Source organism: Enterobacter sp. UPMP2061, from assembly GCF_053709615.1.
Window position 1 is genome coordinate 1 of the sequence record NZ_JBSKJP010000014.1, and the last position, 19,044, is coordinate 19,044.

Here is a 19,044-nt window from a genome sequence, read left to right on the forward strand (position 1 = left end):
ACTCTGAACGCCAATCAGCTGCCAGCCGTTATCGGTTTTTAACATCAGGGGCGATCCGCTATCACCCGGTAGCGTATCGCACTGATGCGACAGTACGCTGTTTTGCGCCCAGCCCGTCACCACGCAGTCCGTATGGGTGTACAGCGAATCGAGGTGATCAACAGGGTAGCCTGACTGCGTCACTTTTCGATCGGCGGCTTTCAGGGCGGCGGTGAGCGCGGCTTTATCGCCATCAAAGAGCGGCAGCGGGGTGATCCCGGACGGCGGATAACGTAAAACGATCAGCCCGAAATCCCAGGAGGCCGCCCCGGGCGGCACAATCCAGCCATCGCCATCCGGTTTCAGGCGTTTGCCAAGCGACGGATCCACCCGCCCCTCAATACCGTGAATTTCGTAGCGCCATATTCCTTTTTGCGACACAAAGCGCAGGGCGATCGCTTTATCCGGTTTGCCTTCAGGCGGCATTAACAGGCAATGACCCGCCGTCAGCGCAAGGCGTGGCGTAATGAGGGTCGCGGTACATAAATTGCCGCTGGCGGTTTCCAGTTGCCCGATGGCATCCCAGGGCGATTCGGTAGGATCGGTGACACGCGTACGATCGTCATGACCAAAAAACAGCGTCTTTACCTCTTTGGCGCTAATGGCGTCATCGTCGCCATCATCCGCATGTGAAAAGCCAGCAAAAAGGCTAAACGTTCCCAGTAACAACACAACAGATTTACGCATATCACACTCTGGTGGGGGTAATTATGATTATTAAAAGTGAACCCTATGAAAATACTATAGACGCGACGGCGAGAAAGTGGGAGTAAAATCAGCGTGCTACATTCAGGAAAGATAAAAGTGGCTGGCGATGAGCGCGCATAAAATTAGCAGGATAAGAATGAACTCAAACCGATAGCGCCGCAGCATACGCCCTCCGGATAAAAAAACGGCGCTGACCGCAAACCCGTTCAGCGCCGGTTTACCAACGTGCCCCGAAGGGCACGGTTAAGCTTGTACTCTTACGCTGCTGGCTGTGCAGCAGGTTTAGCCGCTTCGTGTTTTGCCGCTTTTTTGTGATGTTTTTTAGCCGCCTGGGCTTTCTGCTCTACCGCAGGTTTTGCCGCTTTTTTATGGTGCTTTTTCGCGGCTTGCGCTTTCTGTTCTGCCGCTGGTTTAGCCGCTTTGTGATGTTTTTTATGGTGAACCGTTTTGGCCGGAGCAGCGGTGGATGCCGCAGGCGCTGCGGTGGCGGTAGTTTCAGCCGCGAATGCAGCGGAAGACAGACCCATAGCAGCGGCAACAACCAGAGCTAATACTTTTTTCATTTTCATACCCTCGAATTTGGTTTCTCATTTAACCCCACTGCGGGGCCGTTGAAATAACTATATCCCTGTAAATTCGGGGTTTCCGTGAGTGATTGGTATCGGCGTGTAACCATATGTACAACGCCGGGGTGGGCCCCCCGGCGCGTTCGGTTACAGATAGCGGGACGTCAGGTGTTCGCGGAAGTAGCGGATATTCAGATCTTCACCTGTAGCCTGGGTGATGAGCTGCGACGTGTTGAAACGGCTGCCGTGCTGCCAGATATTCTGACGCAGCCAGTCAAACAGCGCCGAGAAATCGCCCCCGGCAATGGATGCCTGCAACCCGGGCAGCGCAGTTTTGGCGGCATGGAACAGCTGTGCCGCATACATTGCCCCCAGCGTGTAAGACGGGAAGTAGCCAAAACCGCCGTCGGTCCAGTGGATATCCTGCATACAGCCGTTGCGGTAGTTATCTTTGGTGGATAACCCAAGCCAGGCTTGCATTTTCTCATCCCATAACGCGGGAATATCATCGACTTCAATTTCGCCATTGATTAGCGCGCGCTCGATCTCATAGCGCAGCACCACATGCGCCGGATAGCTCACTTCATCCGCATCAACGCGGATGTAGCCCGGCTTCACGCGCTGGTTCCAGGCAATAAAATTCTCTTCGCTGAATGCCGCCTGGCTACCGAAACGGGCATGAACCGCCGGAAGCAGATGCTTCAGGAAAGCGTCGCTGCGGCCCAGCTGCATTTCAAAGAACAAGCTCTGGGATTCATGGATCGCCGTAGAGCGCGCCAGCGCAACGGGCTGGCCGGCCCACGCTCGCGGAAGGTTTTGCTCGTAGCGGGCATGTCCGGTTTCGTGGATCACGCCGAAAAGCGCGCTGAGCAGTTCATCTTCATCGTAACGCGTGGTGATACGCACATCTTCCGGCACGCCGCCGCAGAACGGGTGGGCGCTAACGTCCAGACGACCGCCGTTAAAATCGAAGCCAAGCATTTTCATCGCTTCCAGGCCCAGCTCGCGCTGCGTGGCGGTCGGGAAGGGACCCTGTGGCGGAACGAACGATCGTTGAGCCTGTTTTTCCACAACCTTTGCCAGCAGCTCCGGCAGCCAGGACTTCAGATCGCCGAACAGCACATCCAGGCGAGCGCTGGTCATGTCGGGTTCAAAGATATCCAGCAGCGCGTCGTAAGGCGTGCAGCCTTTAGCCTCAGCGCGCAGGCGGGCCTCTTCACGACTGAGTTTCACCACCTCTTTCAGGTTGGCTGAAAAGCCCTGCCAGTCGTTGGCCAGACGCTGAGTGCGCCACGCGTGTTCACACCTGCTGCCCGCCAGCGATTTGGCCTCCACCAGCGATTCCGGCAGTAAAGTGGCCTGCTGGTAGTGGCGTGTCATTTCACGCAGGTTGGCTTGCTCAACGTCATTCAGATCTTCGTCTGCCGCCGCCGCCAGCCATTCACCCACTTTTTTATCGGTCAGGATCTGATGTTGCAGGACGCTCATCTCCGCCAGCGCTTCACCGCGCGCGGCGCTGCCGCCTGGCGGCATCATGGTGAACATGTCCCAGCTGGCGATGGAGGAGAGGTGCGAGAAGCGGGAGAGGCGCTGGAAGGTGCGGGTGAGTTGTTGATAGTTATTGTTTTTCATGAAGTCCTCGTGTCTGAATCAGCCGATGACAAAAATTAGCATCGGCTCGATTTAAACACGAAGAGGGCTGAATGTTAATGCAGTCGTTTATGCAGGCTCGCGCCCACCAGCAGTGCCGCGCACAACATCAGCGCGATAAATCCGCCCACGCCGTTCCAGCCGTAGTTATGCCAGAACACCCCGCCGAGCGTACCGGCTATGCTGGAACCGAGATAGTAACTGAACAGATACAGTGACGAAGCCTGACCTTTGGCGCGGCGCGCGCGTGGGCCAATCCAGCTGCTGGCAACGGAATGCGCGGCAAAGAAGCCCGCAGAGAAGAGCAGCATTCCGGCAAAAATCAGCCACAGGGAAGAGAAAAGCGTCATCAGCAGTCCGAACAGCATCACGGCGGTGGAAACCAGCATCACCGGACCACGACCGAAGCGCGCGGTCATGGCGCCCGCTTTTGGCGAACTCCATGTCCCGGTGAGATATGCCACAGAGAGCAAACCCACCAATGCCTGGCTAAGATGCCACGGTGAAAGCATCAGACGATAGCCAATGTAGTTGAACAGCGTCACGAACGAGCCCATCAGCAGGAAACCGGTCAGGAACAAACGGGGCAGCCCTTGATCGCGCCAGTGCAGACGAAAGTTGATAAATAACGTTTTCGGACGCAGGGAGGTCGGGCGGAAATGGCGCGATTCCGGCAGGATTTTCCAGAACATCAGCGCCGAAGCGAGGGCGAAGCAGCCGATAACCGCCAGCGCAATGCGCCAGTTAAAGAAATCAGTAAATACACCGCTGAGCAGGCGTCCGCTCATCCCGCCGATAGAGTTCCCGCTAATGTACAGCCCCATGGAGAAGGCCACGAAGCTCGGGTGGATCTCCTCGCTGAGATAGGTCATCCCGACCGCCGCCACGCCGCTGAGGGATAACCCAATCAGCGCGCGCATGACCAGAATGCCGTGCCAGCTGGTCATCATGGTGGACAGCAAGGTACACACGGAGGCCAGCATTAACGCCGTTACCATGACCTGCTTACGTCCGATGGCATCCGAAAGTGGCCCGGTGAACAGCAGACCGATCGCCAGCATCCCGGTTGAAATGGAGAGCGAAATACTGCTGCTGGCTGGCGACACGCCAAATTCATGCGACAGGACCGGCAGGATCGGCTGAACGCAGTAGAGCAGGGCAAAAGTGGCGAGACCCGCTGAGAAGAGCGCCAGCGTGACGCGCATAAACTGGGGGGTACCACGTTTAATAAACTGAACCGGCTGCGGTGCTGCGGGTAAATCATCAATGTCGCTGGCCGGCGCGATATCAACGGTCGTTGTACGGCTCACACATAATCCTTGCTTAAACATCCCCGTGGTTTCTGGTGACGGGTATGACCACAAGATTAGGGTAGGAAAATGTAAATATTCTGTCTAATATATTAATAATCTCAAATGATACTTTAAAAATATGAATATCGAGCTGCGCCATCTGCGCTATTTTGTCGCCGTCGCCGAAGAGCTGCATTTTGGTCGTGCGGCGGCAAGGCTGAATATCTCTCAGCCACCGCTAAGCCAGCAGATCCAGATCCTGGAGCAGCAGGTCGGGGCGCGTCTGCTGGCGCGAACCAACCGCAGCGTGAGCCTGACGGCGGCGGGAAAACAGTTTCTCGCCGATAGCCGGCAGATCCTGAGTATGGTGGAGGACGCCGCCGCCAGAGCGGAACGGCTTTATCTTGGGGAGACGGGGGAGCTGCGCATCGGGTTTACCTCATCGGCCCCCTTTATCAGCGCTGTTTCACAAACGCTATCCTCGTTTCGCCGTAACTTTCCGGATGTGCATATTCAGACGCGCGAAATAAATACCCGGGAGCAGATATCGCCGCTTAACGAAGGATCGCTCGACCTGGGGCTGATGCGTAACACGCAGTTGCCTGATACCCTGGCGTGGCAGGTGATCCTCCGCGAACCGCTGATGGCGATGATCCCCCGGGATCATCCGCTCGCCGCGCAGCACAGCGTCTCGCTGGCTGAACTGGCGAAAGAGCCGTTTGTCTTTTTTGACCCACAGGTGGGTACCGGGTTGTATGACGATATTCTTGGTCTGATGCGGCGATATGGCCTTGTCCCGACTATCGCGCAGGAGGTGGGGGAAGCCATGACGATCATTGGTCTCGTTGCCGCAGGGCTTGGCGTGTCGATTCTCCCGGCCTCATTTAAACGGGTACAACTGGCGGAAATGCGCTGGGTGAAGATAGCCGAGCAGGATGCAGTATCAGAGATGTGGCTGGTGTGGTCTAAACATCATGAACAGAGCCATGCGGCACAGCGTTTCAAAGAACAATTAATTACCGCTTCTCGCGGGCATTATTTATAGGGAAAAGTGGGCGAAAATGTGCAGTAAATCACATGGCTAAGTAAAAATTTGACGTCAGCCATTGAAGTGCTTCACCATAGCCCTCAGTTTATTTCGAAGCTCGAAAATAAGGGAGTACGAGGTGGTTGCTGATAGTCAGCCAGGGCATATCGATCAGATCAAGCAGACCAACGCGGGTGCCGTTTATCGCCTGATTGATCAGCTTGGTCCGGTTTCGCGTATCGATCTTTCGCGCCTGGCACAACTGGCACCCGCCAGTATTACCAAGATTGTCCGCGAAATGCTGGAAGCCCATCTGGTTCAGGAGACAGAAATTCAGGAGCCGGGCAGCCGTGGCCGTCCGGCGGTAGGGCTGGTGGTGGAAACGGAAGCCTGGCACTACCTGTCGCTGCGGATTAGCCGCGGGGAAATCTTCCTCGCGCTGCGCGACCTCAGCAGCAAGCTGGTGGTGGAAGACCGGCTGGAACTCCCGCTTAATGCAGAGCAACCACTTCTCGATGCCATTCTGACCCACATCGACCAGTTCTTTATTCGTCACCAGCAGCGTCTTGAACGTTTAACGGCGATTGCGATCACCCTGCCGGGAATTATTGATACCGAAAATGGCATTGTGCACCGCATGCCGTTTTATGAAAACGTCAAAGAGATGCCGCTGGGCGACGTGCTGGAAAACCACACCGGTGTGCCGGTCTACATTCAGCATGATATCAGCGCCTGGACGATGGCGGAGGCATTGTTTGGTGCCTCCCGGGGCGCGCGCGACGTAATTCAGGTGGTGATTGATCATAACGTTGGCGCAGGTGTGATCACCGACGGGCGTCTGTTGCATGCTGGCAGCAGTAGCCTGGTGGAGATCGGCCATACGCAGGTCGATCCGTACGGAAAACGCTGCTACTGCGGTAACCATGGCTGTCTGGAGACGATTGCCAGCGTCGAAAGCGTGCTGGAGCTGGCGCAGGTGCGGCTCAGCCAGTCGATGAGCTCCACGCTGCACGGTCAACCCTTAAGCGTCGAGGCACTGTGCGCTGCGGCAAGGCAGGGCGATCTGCTGGCGAAGGACATTATTACCGGCGTGGGCAATAATGTCGGGCGCATTCTGGCCATTATGGTGAACCTGTTTAACCCGCAAAAAATACTGATCGGCTCCCCGCTCAGCCAGGCGGCGGATATCCTCTTTCCGGCGATTTCCGCCTGCATCAATCAGCAGGCGCTTCCCGCGTACAGTAAAAACATCGTGGTCGAAAGTACGCAATTTTCCAACCAGGGTACGATGGCCGGCGCCGCGCTGGTAAAAGATGCGATGTACAACGGCTCGTTACTGATTCGTTTGCTACAGGGCTAACTCTTTTCCAGAGATGTACGAAAAATTGCGCTATCTCAAGCCCGGTAGCGCACGCATCCCGTAGACTTTCCCCACTGAATTATTTACCTGGTTTATATTTTGAAGCATACCCAAGAGGTGGAATGAGTCATGCTTAAGCGTTTCTTTATTACTGGTACGGATACGTCTGTCGGGAAGACAGTCGTATCCCGCGCGTTACTTCAGGCCCTGGCGGCAAGCGGTAAACGCGTTGCAGGATACAAGCCGGTTGCAAAAGGCAGTAAAGAGACGCCAGAAGGGCTGCGCAATAAGGATGCCCTGGTTCTGCAAAGCGTCTCGTCTCTGGAACTGCCTTATGATGCCGTTAATCCTATCGCCTTAAGCGAAGAGGAAAGCAGCGTCGCTCACAGTGGGCTTATCAACTACAGCCTGCTTTCTGATGGCCTGGCAAATCTGAGTGAAAAGGTTGACCACGTTGTCGTTGAAGGGACCGGCGGCTGGCGCAGCCTGATGAACGATTTACGTCCCCTTTCCGAATGGGTGGTGCAGGAGCAGTTGCCGGTGATTATGGTCGTGGGCATTCAGGAAGGGTGCATCAACCATGCCTTGCTGACGGCGCAGGCTATCGCTAATGACGGCCTGCCGCTGATTGGTTGGGTGGCGAACCGTATTAACCCGGGCCTTGCGCACTACGCTGAAATCATCGATGTGCTGAGCAAAAAGCTGCCTGGCCCGCTGGTGGGCGAACTGCCTTATCTACCCCGCGCCGAGCAGCGCGAATTAGCGCACTACATCGATCTCTCGGCTTTCGGCGGTATGCTGGCCGTAGATCGAGTCGTGGCGTAGCGTTCTCGACAATACCGACGCCACAACACAGGCAACCAGCAAACCGGGAAGTAAAAAATACTGCCCGGTCATCTCACATACCATCAAGGCCGACATGATTGGCGCATGCGTTGTGGCGGCGAGCAGCGTCGCCATACCCGCCAGCCCGAGCAGGATCGCCGTCTCAGAGCCAGGAAACCACAGCGCAAAGATCTGCGCAAACAGCATTCCCGTTGCCATACCGACAAACAAGGTTGGCGTGAACACGCCTCCCGGCGCGCCGGACCCGCTGCTTGCCAGCACCGCCAGCAGTTTGCAAATAAAGACGCCAGCAATCACCGACAGCAGCGGCGGCGACTGCAAAAACGCCTGAACCACGCTATAGCCATTCCCCCATACCTTCGGCGTCAGCAGCGACAGCAGCCCTACGATCAGACCACCCAGCGCCAGCTGCCACGGCGGTGAAAGTTTGAGACGCAGAAACAGCCTGTGGCTGGCCGCCATCAGCCACATCAGCAGCGGGCCGCAAACGCCAGCCAGCAGACCCACGCCAACGATCAGGAAATAATCCACCGCCGTAAGCATCTCGCTGAGATGGACATCATATAGCGTATTCGCGCCGGGACTTAACAGGCGCGTGGTCAGCAGGGCCACTACAGCAGCAATCACCACTGGGCCGAGGGAGGCCAGCATCAGCGTGCCAAACAGGATCTCTGCGATAAACAGGCTGCCCGCCAGCGGCGCATGATAGGCGCTGGCCATCCCGGCGGCGGCACCGCAGGCGATCCACAGTTTCCATTCGGATTTCGGCGTACAACGTTGTGCAAAAAAGGAGGCGGCGAGGGCAGCAAGCAGGATCATGGCGCCTTCACGGCCGATGGCGCTGCCGCTGGCGACCACCAGCAACGACGCGAGGGATTTCACCAGGCTGGCGCCGTAATCAAACTGGCCGTCACCCGTCTCAAGCGCTTCCATATAATCGGTGGGGGCGTGGGGACGTTGTGCCGTCATGCGCTGCCATCCCCACAGTAGCATTCCCGCGGCCAGACCACCCAGCGCAGGCGTCAGCGCCCGCCGCCAGGGTGATAACGCGGCTGCGGCGTTCACCAGACTTCCGCTTTCGTTGCTGAGAAATAGCCACTCCAGCAGATACATGCTGTGGCGGAACACCGCAACGGCCAGCGCCGCCAGCACGCCGGTGACGGTAGCAATCAGGAGACGACGAAACATCGCGCGGATGTCGGGGTAAGCGTGAAGACGTTGCATGAAGTCGTGATTTAACGGGGACGATACAATATTGTGGCGGTAAATCGGGAGGTTAGCAAAAGGTATGCGTGCGGAAAAAGGCCGGGCAGTACCCGGCCTGAATGCTTAACTCTCGCTATGAATATTCAACGCCCGGCGCGTACGCCCTGAGCTCAAATACTCCGCAATATAATCCTGGGATATTTCGCCGTTATAGCGTCCGTCCTCGTCCACAATCGGCATCCAGCTGGTGTTGCTCTCATACAGGCGAGAAAGCACCACGCGCAGGTTATCCTCGGCCTTACCGGTCATGCGGAACGGATGCAGAATATCCCCGCAGCTGCCGCTGGCGTTACGCGCTTCGCGGCGCTTCACAAAGCCGAGCGGTTTGCCGTGCTCATCAACCACGGTAATGGCGCGAATATCGTTGTCATCCATGGTGGCGAAGGCCTCCGGCAGCGGCGTCGATTCGCGTACCGTAATGGTAGGCTGCTGGTCGGTGACGTCGCCCGCCGATACCAGCAGCAGGCGTTTCAACGTCCGGTCCTGACCAACAAACGAGCCAACAAACTCATTCGCGGGTTTCGCCAGCAGCTCGTCCGGGCTGGCGCACTGCACGATACGTCCCTGACGGAAGACGGCAATACGGTCGCCCAGCTTCAGCGCTTCGTCAATATCGTGGCTCACCAGCATCACGGTCTTTTTCAGCTTGCGCTGCATCTCCAGGAACTGGTTCTGGATCACCTCACGGTTAATCGGGTCGACCGCGCCGAACGGTTCATCCATCAGCAGGACCGGAGGATCCGCTGCCAGCGCGCGGATGACGCCGATACGCTGCTGCTGACCGCCGGACATTTCGCGCGGATAGCGGTGAAGGAATTTATGCGGATCCATTGCCACCATATCCATCAGCTCCTCGGCACGGGATTTACAGCGCGCTTTATCCCAGCCCAGCATGCGCGGCACGACGGTAATGTTCTCTTCGATGGTCATGTTGGGGAACAGGCCAATTTGCTGGATCACGTAGCCAATGTTGCGACGCAGGGTCACGGTGTCCATTCCGCTGGTGTCTTCGCCGTTAATCAGGATCGTCCCGCTGCTTGGCGTAATGAGACGGTTGATCATCTTCAGGGTAGTGGTTTTCCCGCAGCCGGACGGGCCGAGCAGCACGCACATTTCCCCTTCAGGCACGTTCAGGTTGACGTTGTCGACGGCCTTAAACGTCTGGCCGTGTTTCTGTGAAAATTGTTTGGTGAGGTTTTCCAGTTTTATCATTATCGAATCCCCTTCGGAGTCAGTACCACCTGCAAACGGTGCAGCAACCAGTCGAGCACAATCGCTAAAAGACAAATCATCAGCGCGCCCGCAATCAACATACGAATATCACTCCCGCCAATACCGTTAAGCAGCAGCAGGCCCAGCCCGCCCGCACCGATCACGGCGGCAATCGCCATGACGCCGATGTTCATCACCACGGCGGTGCGGATGCCGCCAAAAATCACCGGCAACGCCATCGGGATTTCCACCCAGCGCAGACGCTGCCAGAAGGTCATGCCGATGCCGCGTCCCGCTTCACGCAGGCCCGGCGGCAGGCTGTCGAGTGCCGTGTGGGTGTTACGCACAATCGGCAGCAGCGAATAGAGGAACACCGCCGTAATCGCGGGCAGGGCGCCAATGCCCTGACCGATCAGCGAAAAGAGCGGGATCATCAGGCCGAAAAGCGCAATTGACGGGATGGTGAGCACAATGGTGGCAATCCCCAGCACCGGCGTTGCCAGCCATTTATGGCGGACAATTAAAATGCCCAGCGGCACGCCAATAATAATCGCCAGGCCCACGGCGAGCGCCACCAGCCACAGGTGTTGCAGCGTCAGGGTTAAGAGATAGTCCCAGTTGTCGAGAATATAGTGAATCGTCTCCATAGCGCCTCCTACAGCAACTGTTTGCTACGCAGGAAATCACGGGCGACCTGCTGCGGTGACTGATGGTCGATATCCACCTTCTTATTCAGTTCGGTGATAACGTCGTTATTGAGCTGGGCTGAGAGGGTGTTCAGCGCCTCCTCAAGCCCCGGATTAGCCTCCAGCGTGTCTTTCCGAACAACTGGCGTCACGGCGTAACTCGGGAAGAAGCCTTTATCGTCTTCCAGCACTTTAAGATCGAAGCCCTTTACGCGCCCGTCGGTGGTGTAAATCAGCCCCGCATCGACAAACCCGTCGCGCACCGCGTTATAGACCAGGCCCGGATCCATCTGGCGGATCTGCGGGCGGTCCAGCTCCATGTTGTAGGCCGCCTGCAACGGTTTCATCCCGTCGCTGCGCCCGGCAAATTCCAGGTCAAGGCCCAGCAGCCAGTTGTTATCCGGATCGGTTTTACGGATCTGCTCAATCTTTGCCACCATCTCAGACATGGTATTGATATGTTCAGCCTCGGCGCGCTTGCGCTGCATGGCAAAGGCATAGGTATTGTTCATATCGGCAGGTTTAAGCCACACCAGACCGTGCTTCGCATCGAGGCGTTTCACCGTCTCGTACGATTCCTGCGGCGACATGCGTTTGTTGATGTGGTTGAAGATGATCAACGAGGTGCCGGTATACTCCCAGGTCATATCAATCTGCTTGTTGATCATCGCGTTACGGGAAATCACCGTTGCAATATTGGTCTGCGGCTGCACCTGAAACCCTTTCTTTTGCAGATACTGCACGGTCATGGCCGAGAGAATGTGCTGCTCGGTAAAGCTCTTGGTGGCCAGGATCAGCGGCGCGGCGAGCGCCTGGCTGGTGAAGAGCGCGGCGGCGCATAGCGCCGTCAGCCCGGAAAACAGTCTCATAGAAGCTCCTTGTTATAATTATCGCGCGAGATGCGGGCTCAGTAATCGGCCCAGTGCCGCCAGCAGCGTATCCAGAATCAGGGCGAACAGGGCGGTGGCCGCCGCGCCCAGGATCAGCGTCGGGAAATCATTCAGATAGATCCCCGGGAAAATCAGCTCGCCGTAGCTGCTGGCGCCAATCAGGAATGCCAGCGGTGCGGTACCGACGTTAATCGCAGTGGCAATGCGAATACCGGAAAGCATCACCGGCCACGCGTTTGGGATCTCAACCTGACGCAGGCGCTGCCATTTGGTCATGCCGATGCCGTTTGCCGCTTCCAGCAACGACGCGGGAACAGAGCACAGCCCGGCATAGGTGTTACGCACAATCGGCAGCAGAGAGGCCAGAAAGAGGGCGATAATGGCCGGTTTATCACCGATGCCAATCACCACCATCGCCAGTGCCAGAACGGCCAGCGGCGGCAGGGTGTTGCCCACGTTAAAGATTTGCATCACATATTCGGCGATACCACGTGCGGCCGGACGGCTCAGCAGAATACCGCTTGGAATGCCCACCAGCAGGGCAAAGAACATGGATGAAAAGACCAGAATCAGGTGCTGTTGCCCGAGATAAATCAGGTCAACCTGGCGCGCCTTAATCGTCTCCAGTCCAATTCCCCAAGTGAGGAGAGCGAGAACCACGATAATCGCGCCGACAAAAAGCAGCGAACGTTTAAGTAATGGGTGCATTGCGGTGTGTCTCCCTGTGCGCATGCGTTATAGCAACCACCGGTTGCCTGTTGTTATGCCATGTTTCGGCAGGGGTACTTCACCTATAGCAAGCGAAACGGAAGGGTTCCAGCGAAGGGGGTAAATCAGTAACCCTATGAAATTAGTGACAACCTGAGTGAAGCCTTATGGCATAAGGGCTGTCAGTGGGCAGGCAGAATAGTCTTAAAGAAGTACGCCTTACGTGACAACGTCACATAAAGCGTGCTGATTATACCTGTCGACTGAGCGCGGCGCGCACCTTGCGTACGCGCCACGAGATGCGGACGATAGAGAAGGCGGCGACGATTACCAGCAACAGGCCCAGCGCCAGCATCGCGTGGAATCCAAACTCTCTGAACAGGATCAGCCCCGCGATCCCGCCGCTGATAAAGGAGAAAAGGGTAGTTAAATGGGTTTTGAGCTGACTCTTTTGCGCGGCCGTATCTTTGGAGTAATCCCGGCGCAGCATGGCGACCATAACGGAGGCCAGCGAAATGCCCGCATCGGTCAGCGTGCCGGTGATGTGCGTGGATCTCACCCGACCGCCGGATAGTTGAGTGGAGGTGGAATTATGAATTCCCATCAACCCGCACAGGAAAATAATAATCTCCTGATTCGTGGCGAAGGAGTGAAAATACATTTCGTACAGGGATACCCCGGCCAGTAATAGCCCTTCAACAAACAGAACCTGGCTGAATACCAGCCTGACGTTATGGATAATCCCCCAGATAACAATAATCCGCGCAGCGATGGCACCTGATACAAACGAAAGAATAATGGCACCAAAGAAAAGAATATCGCTGAGATCGGTGGAGGAAACTTCGCTGGATAGCTGCGAGGTATTGCCCGTCATATGAGAGGGAAAAAAACCGAACGCGCCCAGCGCAATGGCATTCAGCAGTCCCGCGGAGGTCGCCAGCCAGAGGGCAAGACGACGATCCTCCTGATGCGTTCGTTCTTTCTTTAATTTAATCAGCAAAGAATACCTCCGGTTTGAGCTTTGCCTGAACGCTCAAGCTAACAAAGCGATGTCGCTGGCTGACCAGGATATTGCTTAATTATTATTTCAACGGGAGGTGAGCGAGGTTTTGTAATTAAATAAAACAACCCTGTTAATATAATGCCTTATTTCCGATGGCGCGACGTCGTAAAAGTCAGCACCCCTGCACTCAGGAGTAATATGCTGCTTAAAGCGAAGGTGCTCTGCCAGCCAAAGGTATCAAACACCACGCCACCCGCCGTTGAGCCAAGCGCAATAGAGAGTTGAATCACCGCGACCATTAGCCCGCCGCCAGCCTCGGCATCTTCCGGTAACGTACGGGCTATCCACGTCCACCAGCCCGTGGGGGCCGCAGTTGCCAGCATTCCCCAGAAACCTAACAGCAGGGCCACGATCCACAGGCTGTCCCCGGTGAGCATTAATACCCCTGCAATCAGCGCCATAAGCAGCGGTATGGCCATTAAGGTGAGGTAAAACGCGGCATTCAGGACCAGCGCGACGATCAGCGTGCCGATGAAACCTGCGATACCGATAGTGAGCAGGATCAGCGATAAGCCGGAAGGACTGACGTGGGTGACGGTTTCGAGGAAGGGGCGCACATAGGTAAATAACGCAAACTGTCCCATGAAGAACAGGCCGCACGCCATCAGACCCACCGAAACCGCAGGCTGGTGGAGCAGGCGAAATACGCTTTTACGTGGCGACGGCCGCTGGTTCCCGCCCATGTTGGGCAGGCTAAAATATTGCCAGATGAACGCCACAATCGCCACGGGAACCAGGCAAAGAAACGCGCCGCGCCAGCCAATGGTCGAGCCGAGATAACTGCCCAGCGGGGCGGCGACCACCGTCGCCAGCGCGTTGCCGCCGTTAAAAATCGCCAGCGCACGAGAGACCTGATGCTGAGGCACCAGCCGAATGGCGGTGGCAGCAGACATCGACCAGAAACCGCCGATGGCGATGCCGATCAGCGCCCGGCCTGCCATATACATCAAAGCGTTTGGGGCGAAGGCGATAATGATCCCTGACAGCGCCATCAGGACGGTCATGCCTGAAAGAAGATGTTTGCGATTCATATTCCCGGCAAGCCGGGAAAGAAAAAGGCTGGTCAGGACAGCCAGCGCACCAGAGAGGGCGATCCCCTGGCCAGCCGTCCCCTCTGTCACCCCTAAATCTCTGGCGAGGGGCGTGAGCAGACTGACGGGCATAAATTCCGAGGCAATGAGGACAAAAACGCACAGGGTCATGGCAAAAATACCGCCCCAGTGTGCACGCTCAGCATCACGGGATGAGGTTTGATTCAGTGTGGACATAGGTGTAATTCACGGCGAAGAGAAGATAAGCCCCCTGATTGCCGGGGGCTAAGAGAATTAATCCAGACTGGTTTTGAAAAACTGCCCGAACTGCGCGAACGGGATTTTCCCTGCGACGTTATCGTAGAGATCAACGTGATTCGCACCGGGAACAATCACCAGTTCCTTCTGTTTGCTGCCGACAGCTTTAAACGCATCTTCCGCAAAATAACGTGAGTGCGCGTTTTCACCGGTCACAATCAGCGTTGGGATGGTGATCTCCCCGGCATAGCTCAGCAGCGGCATATTCATAAAGGACAACGGCATGGTCGCGGTCCATGCGCCGGTGGAGTTTACGGAACGGGCATGGAAGCCGCGCGGCATACGGTAGTAATCATAGAACTCTTTCAGTACCGGATGCGGATCGGCGGGCAATGCTTCCGGCAGAATACGCCCGGCCGCCGTTACCTTACCGTTTTCATCGACATAAATATCGTGGCCGCCATGGGCGAAGGTGCCGCTTTCAGCATCTTTCCAGCGTTGCGCGTTCAGATACTGCAACACGGCCCGGCGATCGGCCGCTGAATAACGATCTTTCCCGTCGCCCACGCCGTGACCCATCGCGCGGCTCATATCGTACATTACGCTGGTGGCGACCGCCTTCACGCGGGTATCCATGGATGCCGCGTTCAGCGCCATACCACCCCAGCCGCAGATCCCGAGAATGCCGATACGGTTACGGTCGACTTCTTTCTGTAATCCGAGGAAATCCACTGCGGCGCTAAAGTCTTCGGTGTTGATGTCAGGGGAGGCAACGTTACGCGGCTGGCCGCCGCTTTCACCCGTGTAGGATGGGTCGAAGGCCAGGGTCACGAACCCCTGTTCAGCCAGAGTCTGGGCGTAAAGACCACTGGATTGTTCTTTTACCGCACCGAACGGTCCACTGACGGCAATCGCCGCCAGCTTCTGGTCGCCGCTGTTCCTGGGAATGTACAGATCGCCGACCAGGGTGATCCCGTATCGGTTCTCGAACGTCACCTTGCGGTGGTCGACTTTATTGCTCTCGGCGAAGGTCTTATCCCAGGTTGTCACCATCGAAACGGGGGCGGCAGGATTTCGTGTTTCTGCATAACTCATTGTTGTCACTCCACTTAATGATGCGCATAGCAGCAGCGCAACGGACAGTTTTTGGGTGAATGTTTGCATAAGAGGTACCGTGTGTTGTTGTAATGCGGTCATTATAGTTAGCAGAAATAGTGCTGATTAGAGGCCAAAGGCTGCTAGGATTAATATCATATTGTTATGAATTGATGAGGCATGATGGCGAAGCGGGAAAACTACAATGAGCTGTATCTGTTTATCCAGGTGGTGCGGGAGGGAAGCTTCACGGCAGCCGCGCAACGGCTCGGGCTGGCACAATCCGGGATCAGTCGATCGGTTCGCGAGCTGGAAGAGCGGCTGGGCGTTCGGCTTCTGGTGCGTACAACGCGCAAACTGTCGCTGACCCACGCCGGGGAGCAACTTTACCAGACCGCTGGTTCAGCCTTTGATGCGCTCGATACCGGGCTGACCAGACTGGCGCATTACCGCCAGACGCCATCCGGCACGGTGCGTATTAATGCCAGCCAGCACGCCATCGAAAAATGCCTGCTGCCAAAGCTCGCTATCTTCAAACAGCGTTACCCGGATATCCGTCTGGAATTGATGAATGAGAGCCGGTTCGTGGATATCATTGCCGAGCGATTCGACGCGGGCGTCCGGCTTGGGCCGGAGGTGGGACAAGGAATGATTGCCGTGCGCATCACGCCCGATATGGAGATGGCTGTGGTTGCCGCTCCGGCGCATTTTCGGCGCTATGGTTTCCCGCAGACGCCCGCCGATCTGGATGCTCATCCCTGCATTGCCTACCAGTTTGCCGACGGTAACCACTATCAATGGGAGCTTGTTCAGGACGGGAAGCATGTTACTCACCGCCCGGAGGGGCAATGGGCCTTTTCCGACAGCTACATGGAGGCCGAAGCGGCCCGGCTGGGACTCGGGCTGGCCTATGTCCCGGTTGAGCTGGTGGCTGACGATCTGGAGCGTGGCACGCTTATACGCGTCTTACAGCGCTACAGCCTGCGGATGGACGGACTGTACCTCTATTATCCACACCGCAACGTATCCCCGGCGCTGAGAGCGGTGATTGATACGCTGAAAATTTAGGGTGCCTCTTCGCTACGGTCTATACAGCCCCTACGTTTGTGATACGCTACTATTTTATATAGCGCAGCTCAACTAAGGCTCTGAAATGACAAAAATAATGCCAGAATATACGTTAGTTGACTTATCACGTTGGGCAAGAAAGGAACACTTTGAAGTATTTCAGGGCTTTGCTCAATCTACATTTAACCAAACGGTTCAGCTGGACATTACCGTGCTGCTAAAGCATATCAAAGAGGTTGGCTGGAAATTTTATCCTGCGATTATTTCCCTTATTTCTGACGTCGTAAACCGGCATCCGGAATTCCGTATGGCCATGAAGGATGATGAGCTTGTAATATGGAATGAGGTTCATCCAAGCTATACCCTTTTCCATAAAGAAACGGAGACATTTTCATCGTTATGGAGTCATTACGATGGAAATATTCACCATTTTCAGCGCGTTTATGCAGAAGATGTTGCCCGCTATGGCAATATCCTTGCTTACTGGCCTAAAGAAGAGTCCCGGGAGAATATATTCTTCATATCGGATATTCCGTGGGTCAGCTTTAGCAGTTTCAACGTCAACGTCGCTAACATGCGGAATTTTTTTGCGCCCATGTTCACGTTTGGAAAATACTATAACCAGGATGGAAAGGTCTTGTTGCCTTTCGCCGTTCAGGTCCATCATTCTGTCTGTGACGGTTTCCATGTGGCCAGGCTGATCAACGAGTTACAAGAGTTGTGTGATAATTTACCGCACCATTCAGAGGCGCTCAACGTGTGATTCACGTGTTTTTAACATACGCCTGACGAGGGGAAATAATGGAACCGAATTTTACGCCAGAACAGATTGAAATGATTAACCGCATTGTTTTCGAGCAGATCGAGATCATGCATGAGAAAGTAGCTGAAATAATCGCAGATACAGAGACGGTGGCGCATCAGCGCCTGAAGGATAACGGGATCACTACGACAGATTTCTATCCTGCAAATAAAAACTTCCTGATGATGACCCTTGTACAGGATCTGATAGATAAAGTGCACGGGGGCGATAAGGACCTGGCCAAAACAATGATAACCATGGAAGCAAAAAGGCTGAATATCAGCGTAAACGTTGAGGCGGACAAATCAAGATAACAGGACGTATTTTCAGGGTTACGGTTGATGAATATAAGGTTCAGCCGACCTTAATAAAGCCGCGAGCCGTTTCCGGCCCGCGGCGGCAGAACAGGTGATGAGACGTTCTGACGATCAGGCGGCTTTGACGGCCCGGATTTTTTTGCTGCTGTCCGCATCTGATGCTGTTTTATCCGTTTCAGCATTGAGCTCGGGAAGCTTGCTGGTACGCAGGATATGCTGCACGGACTCTTTCTGCTCGGCGAGATAAAGACCAAGGTTCTCCGCCTGCGTTTCATCCATCTGCATTCCGCTTTGCAACAGCCAGTCGGTAAACGCTTCTGCCATATCGAGCAGCTTGTCGTGAGCGTCAGCCTCTTTCTTACTGGCAAATGTCATTTTTTCTTCACCTTTTCTTACGACAACAAATTTTGTTTCAACAGCCATTGTGCACCCCCCGTATACTGTAATTATATACAGTATAGCAGTTGTGACGTTGTGTTGCAGCAAAAATGTGCGAGCCTGGCCTGCACAACGGGTGGACAAGCCAGGTGCTGTTATCGGTACAGCGTTTTTTCGGCAATCGGGATCAGCAAAGTGGACTGCCATTCCGCCAGCGTCAGCTGGGCAAGTTTACCCAGCGCGGTGTAGAACGGATGGGCCGCGTTTTCAACGAATACGCTAAGGAAACGCGTGCTCCATGGCAGCAGATGCCAGGCAAGAAGCTGGTCGCGTTCTGTTTCGCGACCGTTCTCGGCAAGCCATGCCGCCAGCATCAGCAACGTTCCGAAATGATCTTCGGGCTCATTCTGCTGCATCTCAAAGGCGATATGGTTTTCACGCATCCACTGACGCAACGCGAGGGTCGAATCGCCAAACAGCACGGACTCGCGATCAAGCCAGACCGAGCCCCACGGGGGGGCGGGCAGGGCATACGGGCCAATAAACAGACGCTGCCAGGCGTCTTTCAACGCTTCATCCGATGGGGTCTTAAACATACTGGCGACAGGCAGCAGATTTTCCTCCGCCAGCGGCCAGTCCTGAACCCAGTCACCTGCGGTCAGGGCACTCACCAGCGGCGCGGTCTGCTCGCTGTCTGGAGCGAAATAAAACAGCGCGCCCAGTACCCGGGCGCTGAACGCGAACGATTCGCGGTGTGAGACGTCATTCATTACAACTTTCCT

21 protein-coding genes are annotated in these 19,044 nt (G+C 55.7%); 6 read left to right on the forward strand and 15 right to left on the reverse strand.

Translation table 11 applies throughout. The annotated features are described in order from the left end of the window. From ACWKXX_RS19550 to ACWKXX_RS19570, 5 genes are all read right to left on the reverse strand, one after another. On the reverse strand, positions 1-726 hold a 726-nt coding region (locus tag ACWKXX_RS19550), incomplete at its 3' end, for a trypsin-like serine peptidase (protein WP_454540842.1). Between the two features lie 102 nt (positions 727-828). Then, a complete protein-coding gene (locus tag ACWKXX_RS19555; protein WP_057979992.1) occupies positions 829-912 on the reverse strand; it encodes a small membrane protein YdgU in 84 nt (27 codons plus the stop codon). A 92-nt stretch (positions 913-1,004) separates the two neighbouring features. Continuing rightward, positions 1,005-1,310: an acid resistance repetitive basic protein Asr gene (asr, locus tag ACWKXX_RS19560; protein WP_003857459.1), complete on the reverse strand. Its 306-nt coding sequence runs from the start codon at positions 1,308-1,310 to the stop codon at positions 1,005-1,007. Positions 1,311-1,460: 150 nt separating this feature from the next. Further along, positions 1,461-2,945: a carboxypeptidase M32 gene (locus ACWKXX_RS19565; protein WP_261666270.1), complete on the reverse strand. Its 1,485-nt coding sequence runs from the start codon at positions 2,943-2,945 to the stop codon at positions 1,461-1,463. A 74-nt stretch (positions 2,946-3,019) separates the two neighbouring features. Continuing rightward, entirely contained in the window at positions 3,020-4,273 is a 1,254-nt protein-coding gene (locus ACWKXX_RS19570) for an MFS transporter (protein ID WP_017384556.1), read from the reverse strand. Positions 4,274-4,394: 121 nt separating this feature from the next. Between ACWKXX_RS19570 and ACWKXX_RS19575 the strand changes: the two genes are divergently transcribed. The 3 genes from ACWKXX_RS19575 to bioD all read left to right on the forward strand — a co-directional run bounded on the left by ACWKXX_RS19575 (position 4,395) and on the right by bioD (position 7,467). Further along, on the forward strand, positions 4,395-5,300 hold the full coding sequence (locus ACWKXX_RS19575; protein WP_015570629.1) for a LysR family transcriptional regulator: 906 nt from the start codon (positions 4,395-4,397) through the stop codon (positions 5,298-5,300). A gap of 121 nt (positions 5,301-5,421) precedes the next feature. Beyond that, the gene (gene mlc / locus ACWKXX_RS19580; RefSeq protein ID WP_003857451.1) at positions 5,422-6,642 is read left to right on the forward strand and encodes a sugar metabolism global transcriptional regulator Mlc; all 1,221 of its coding nucleotides are present in this window, start codon (positions 5,422-5,424) and stop codon (positions 6,640-6,642) included. Between the two features lie 129 nt (positions 6,643-6,771). Further along, the gene (bioD, locus tag ACWKXX_RS19585; RefSeq protein WP_015570628.1) at positions 6,772-7,467 is read left to right on the forward strand and encodes a dethiobiotin synthase; all 696 of its coding nucleotides are present in this window, start codon (positions 6,772-6,774) and stop codon (positions 7,465-7,467) included. Here the strand turns inward: bioD and clcB are convergent. The 8 genes from clcB to ACWKXX_RS19625 form a co-directional block, all read right to left on the reverse strand. Then, on the reverse strand, positions 7,402-8,712 hold the full coding sequence (gene clcB / locus ACWKXX_RS19590; protein ID WP_023296525.1) for a voltage-gated ClC-type chloride channel ClcB: 1,311 nt from the start codon (positions 8,710-8,712) through the stop codon (positions 7,402-7,404). The genes bioD and clcB overlap by 66 nt on opposite strands. Before the next feature lie 105 nt (positions 8,713-8,817). Then, complete coding sequence (gene osmV, locus ACWKXX_RS19595) at positions 8,818-9,966, reverse strand: osmoprotectant ABC transporter ATP-binding protein OsmV (RefSeq protein WP_003857446.1); 1,149 nt, start codon at positions 9,964-9,966, stop codon at positions 8,818-8,820. Then, positions 9,966-10,613 carry an osmoprotectant ABC transporter permease OsmW gene (gene osmW, locus ACWKXX_RS19600; RefSeq protein WP_006808875.1) on the reverse strand — a complete coding sequence of 216 codons (648 nt, stop codon included), beginning with the start codon at positions 10,611-10,613 and terminating at the stop codon, positions 9,966-9,968. Before osmW ends, osmV begins: the two co-directional genes overlap by 1 nt. Positions 10,614-10,621: 8 nt before the next feature. Continuing rightward, on the reverse strand, positions 10,622-11,521 hold the full coding sequence (gene osmX, locus ACWKXX_RS19605) for an osmoprotectant ABC transporter substrate-binding protein OsmX (protein ID WP_017694085.1): 900 nt from the start codon (positions 11,519-11,521) through the stop codon (positions 10,622-10,624). Between the two features lie 18 nt (positions 11,522-11,539). Continuing rightward, entirely contained in the window at positions 11,540-12,250 is a 711-nt protein-coding gene (gene osmY, locus ACWKXX_RS19610; RefSeq protein WP_003857442.1) for an osmoprotectant ABC transporter permease OsmY, read from the reverse strand. 250 nt (positions 12,251-12,500) lie between these two features. After that, positions 12,501-13,250 carry a YoaK family protein gene (locus ACWKXX_RS19615; RefSeq protein WP_017384553.1) on the reverse strand — a complete coding sequence of 250 codons (750 nt, stop codon included), beginning with the start codon at positions 13,248-13,250 and terminating at the stop codon, positions 12,501-12,503. Between the two features lie 146 nt (positions 13,251-13,396). Beyond that, positions 13,397-14,581: an MFS transporter gene (locus tag ACWKXX_RS19620; RefSeq protein ID WP_017384552.1), complete on the reverse strand. Its 1,185-nt coding sequence runs from the start codon at positions 14,579-14,581 to the stop codon at positions 13,397-13,399. A gap of 57 nt (positions 14,582-14,638) precedes the next feature. Then, positions 14,639-15,766 carry an alpha/beta hydrolase gene (locus tag ACWKXX_RS19625; protein ID WP_032648188.1) on the reverse strand — a complete coding sequence of 376 codons (1,128 nt, stop codon included), beginning with the start codon at positions 15,764-15,766 and terminating at the stop codon, positions 14,639-14,641. A gap of 114 nt (positions 15,767-15,880) precedes the next feature. Between ACWKXX_RS19625 and ACWKXX_RS19630 the strand changes: the two genes are divergently transcribed. From ACWKXX_RS19630 to ACWKXX_RS19640, 3 genes are all read left to right on the forward strand, one after another. After that, on the forward strand, positions 15,881-16,765 hold the full coding sequence (locus tag ACWKXX_RS19630) for a LysR family transcriptional regulator (RefSeq protein WP_017384550.1): 885 nt from the start codon (positions 15,881-15,883) through the stop codon (positions 16,763-16,765). Positions 16,766-16,850: 85 nt separating this feature from the next. After that, positions 16,851-17,528: a type A chloramphenicol O-acetyltransferase gene (gene catA, locus ACWKXX_RS19635; protein ID WP_261666268.1), complete on the forward strand. Its 678-nt coding sequence runs from the start codon at positions 16,851-16,853 to the stop codon at positions 17,526-17,528. A 38-nt stretch (positions 17,529-17,566) separates the two neighbouring features. Continuing rightward, complete coding sequence (locus ACWKXX_RS19640; RefSeq protein ID WP_017694081.1) at positions 17,567-17,881, forward strand: hypothetical protein; 315 nt, start codon at positions 17,567-17,569, stop codon at positions 17,879-17,881. A gap of 114 nt (positions 17,882-17,995) precedes the next feature. Here ACWKXX_RS19640 and ACWKXX_RS19645 read toward each other — a convergent pair whose 3' ends face one another. Next, positions 17,996-18,307 (reverse strand): YebG family protein, encoded by a 312-nt coding sequence (locus tag ACWKXX_RS19645; RefSeq protein ID WP_017384548.1) that lies wholly within the window; start codon positions 18,305-18,307, stop codon positions 17,996-17,998. Between the two features lie 110 nt (positions 18,308-18,417). Beyond that, positions 18,418-19,032 carry a Tat proofreading chaperone DmsD gene (gene dmsD / locus ACWKXX_RS19650; protein ID WP_015570619.1) on the reverse strand — a complete coding sequence of 205 codons (615 nt, stop codon included), beginning with the start codon at positions 19,030-19,032 and terminating at the stop codon, positions 18,418-18,420. Between the last annotated feature and the right edge of the window lie 12 nt (positions 19,033-19,044).

What these genes read in the sequence shown, in the direction of transcription:
- ACWKXX_RS19640 (WP_017694081.1), top strand. Translation starts at nt 17,567, where the DNA reads ATGGAACCGAATTTTACGCCAGAACAGATTGAAATGATTAACCGCATT.
- catA (WP_261666268.1), top strand. Translation starts at nt 16,851, where the DNA reads ATGACAAAAATAATGCCAGAATATACGTTAGTTGACTTATCACGTTGG.
- ACWKXX_RS19630 (WP_017384550.1), top strand. Translation starts at nt 15,881, where the DNA reads ATGGCGAAGCGGGAAAACTACAATGAGCTGTATCTGTTTATCCAGGTG.
- ACWKXX_RS19575 (WP_015570629.1), top strand. Translation starts at nt 4,395, where the DNA reads ATGAATATCGAGCTGCGCCATCTGCGCTATTTTGTCGCCGTCGCCGAA.
- ACWKXX_RS19645 (WP_017384548.1), bottom strand. Translation starts at nt 18,307, where the DNA reads ATGGCTGTTGAAACAAAATTTGTTGTCGTAAGAAAAGGTGAAGAAAAA.
- ACWKXX_RS19625 (WP_032648188.1), bottom strand. Translation starts at nt 15,766, where the DNA reads ATGCAAACATTCACCCAAAAACTGTCCGTTGCGCTGCTGCTATGCGCA.
- osmW (WP_006808875.1), bottom strand. Translation starts at nt 10,613, where the DNA reads ATGGAGACGATTCACTATATTCTCGACAACTGGGACTATCTCTTAACC.
- bioD (WP_015570628.1), top strand. Translation starts at nt 6,772, where the DNA reads ATGCTTAAGCGTTTCTTTATTACTGGTACGGATACGTCTGTCGGGAAG.
- asr (WP_003857459.1), bottom strand. Translation starts at nt 1,310, where the DNA reads ATGAAAAAAGTATTAGCTCTGGTTGTTGCCGCTGCTATGGGTCTGTCT.
- osmV (WP_003857446.1), bottom strand. Translation starts at nt 9,966, where the DNA reads ATGATAAAACTGGAAAACCTCACCAAACAATTTTCACAGAAACACGGC.
- clcB (WP_023296525.1), bottom strand. Translation starts at nt 8,712, where the DNA reads ATGCAACGTCTTCACGCTTACCCCGACATCCGCGCGATGTTTCGTCGT.
- ACWKXX_RS19555 (WP_057979992.1), bottom strand. Translation starts at nt 912, where the DNA reads ATGCTGCGGCGCTATCGGTTTGAGTTCATTCTTATCCTGCTAATTTTA.
- ACWKXX_RS19620 (WP_017384552.1), bottom strand. Translation starts at nt 14,581, where the DNA reads ATGTCCACACTGAATCAAACCTCATCCCGTGATGCTGAGCGTGCACAC.
- osmX (WP_017694085.1), bottom strand. Translation starts at nt 11,521, where the DNA reads ATGAGACTGTTTTCCGGGCTGACGGCGCTATGCGCCGCCGCGCTCTTC.
- ACWKXX_RS19565 (WP_261666270.1), bottom strand. Translation starts at nt 2,945, where the DNA reads ATGAAAAACAATAACTATCAACAACTCACCCGCACCTTCCAGCGCCTC.
- dmsD (WP_015570619.1), bottom strand. Translation starts at nt 19,032, where the DNA reads ATGAATGACGTCTCACACCGCGAATCGTTCGCGTTCAGCGCCCGGGTA.
- osmY (WP_003857442.1), bottom strand. Translation starts at nt 12,250, where the DNA reads ATGCACCCATTACTTAAACGTTCGCTGCTTTTTGTCGGCGCGATTATC.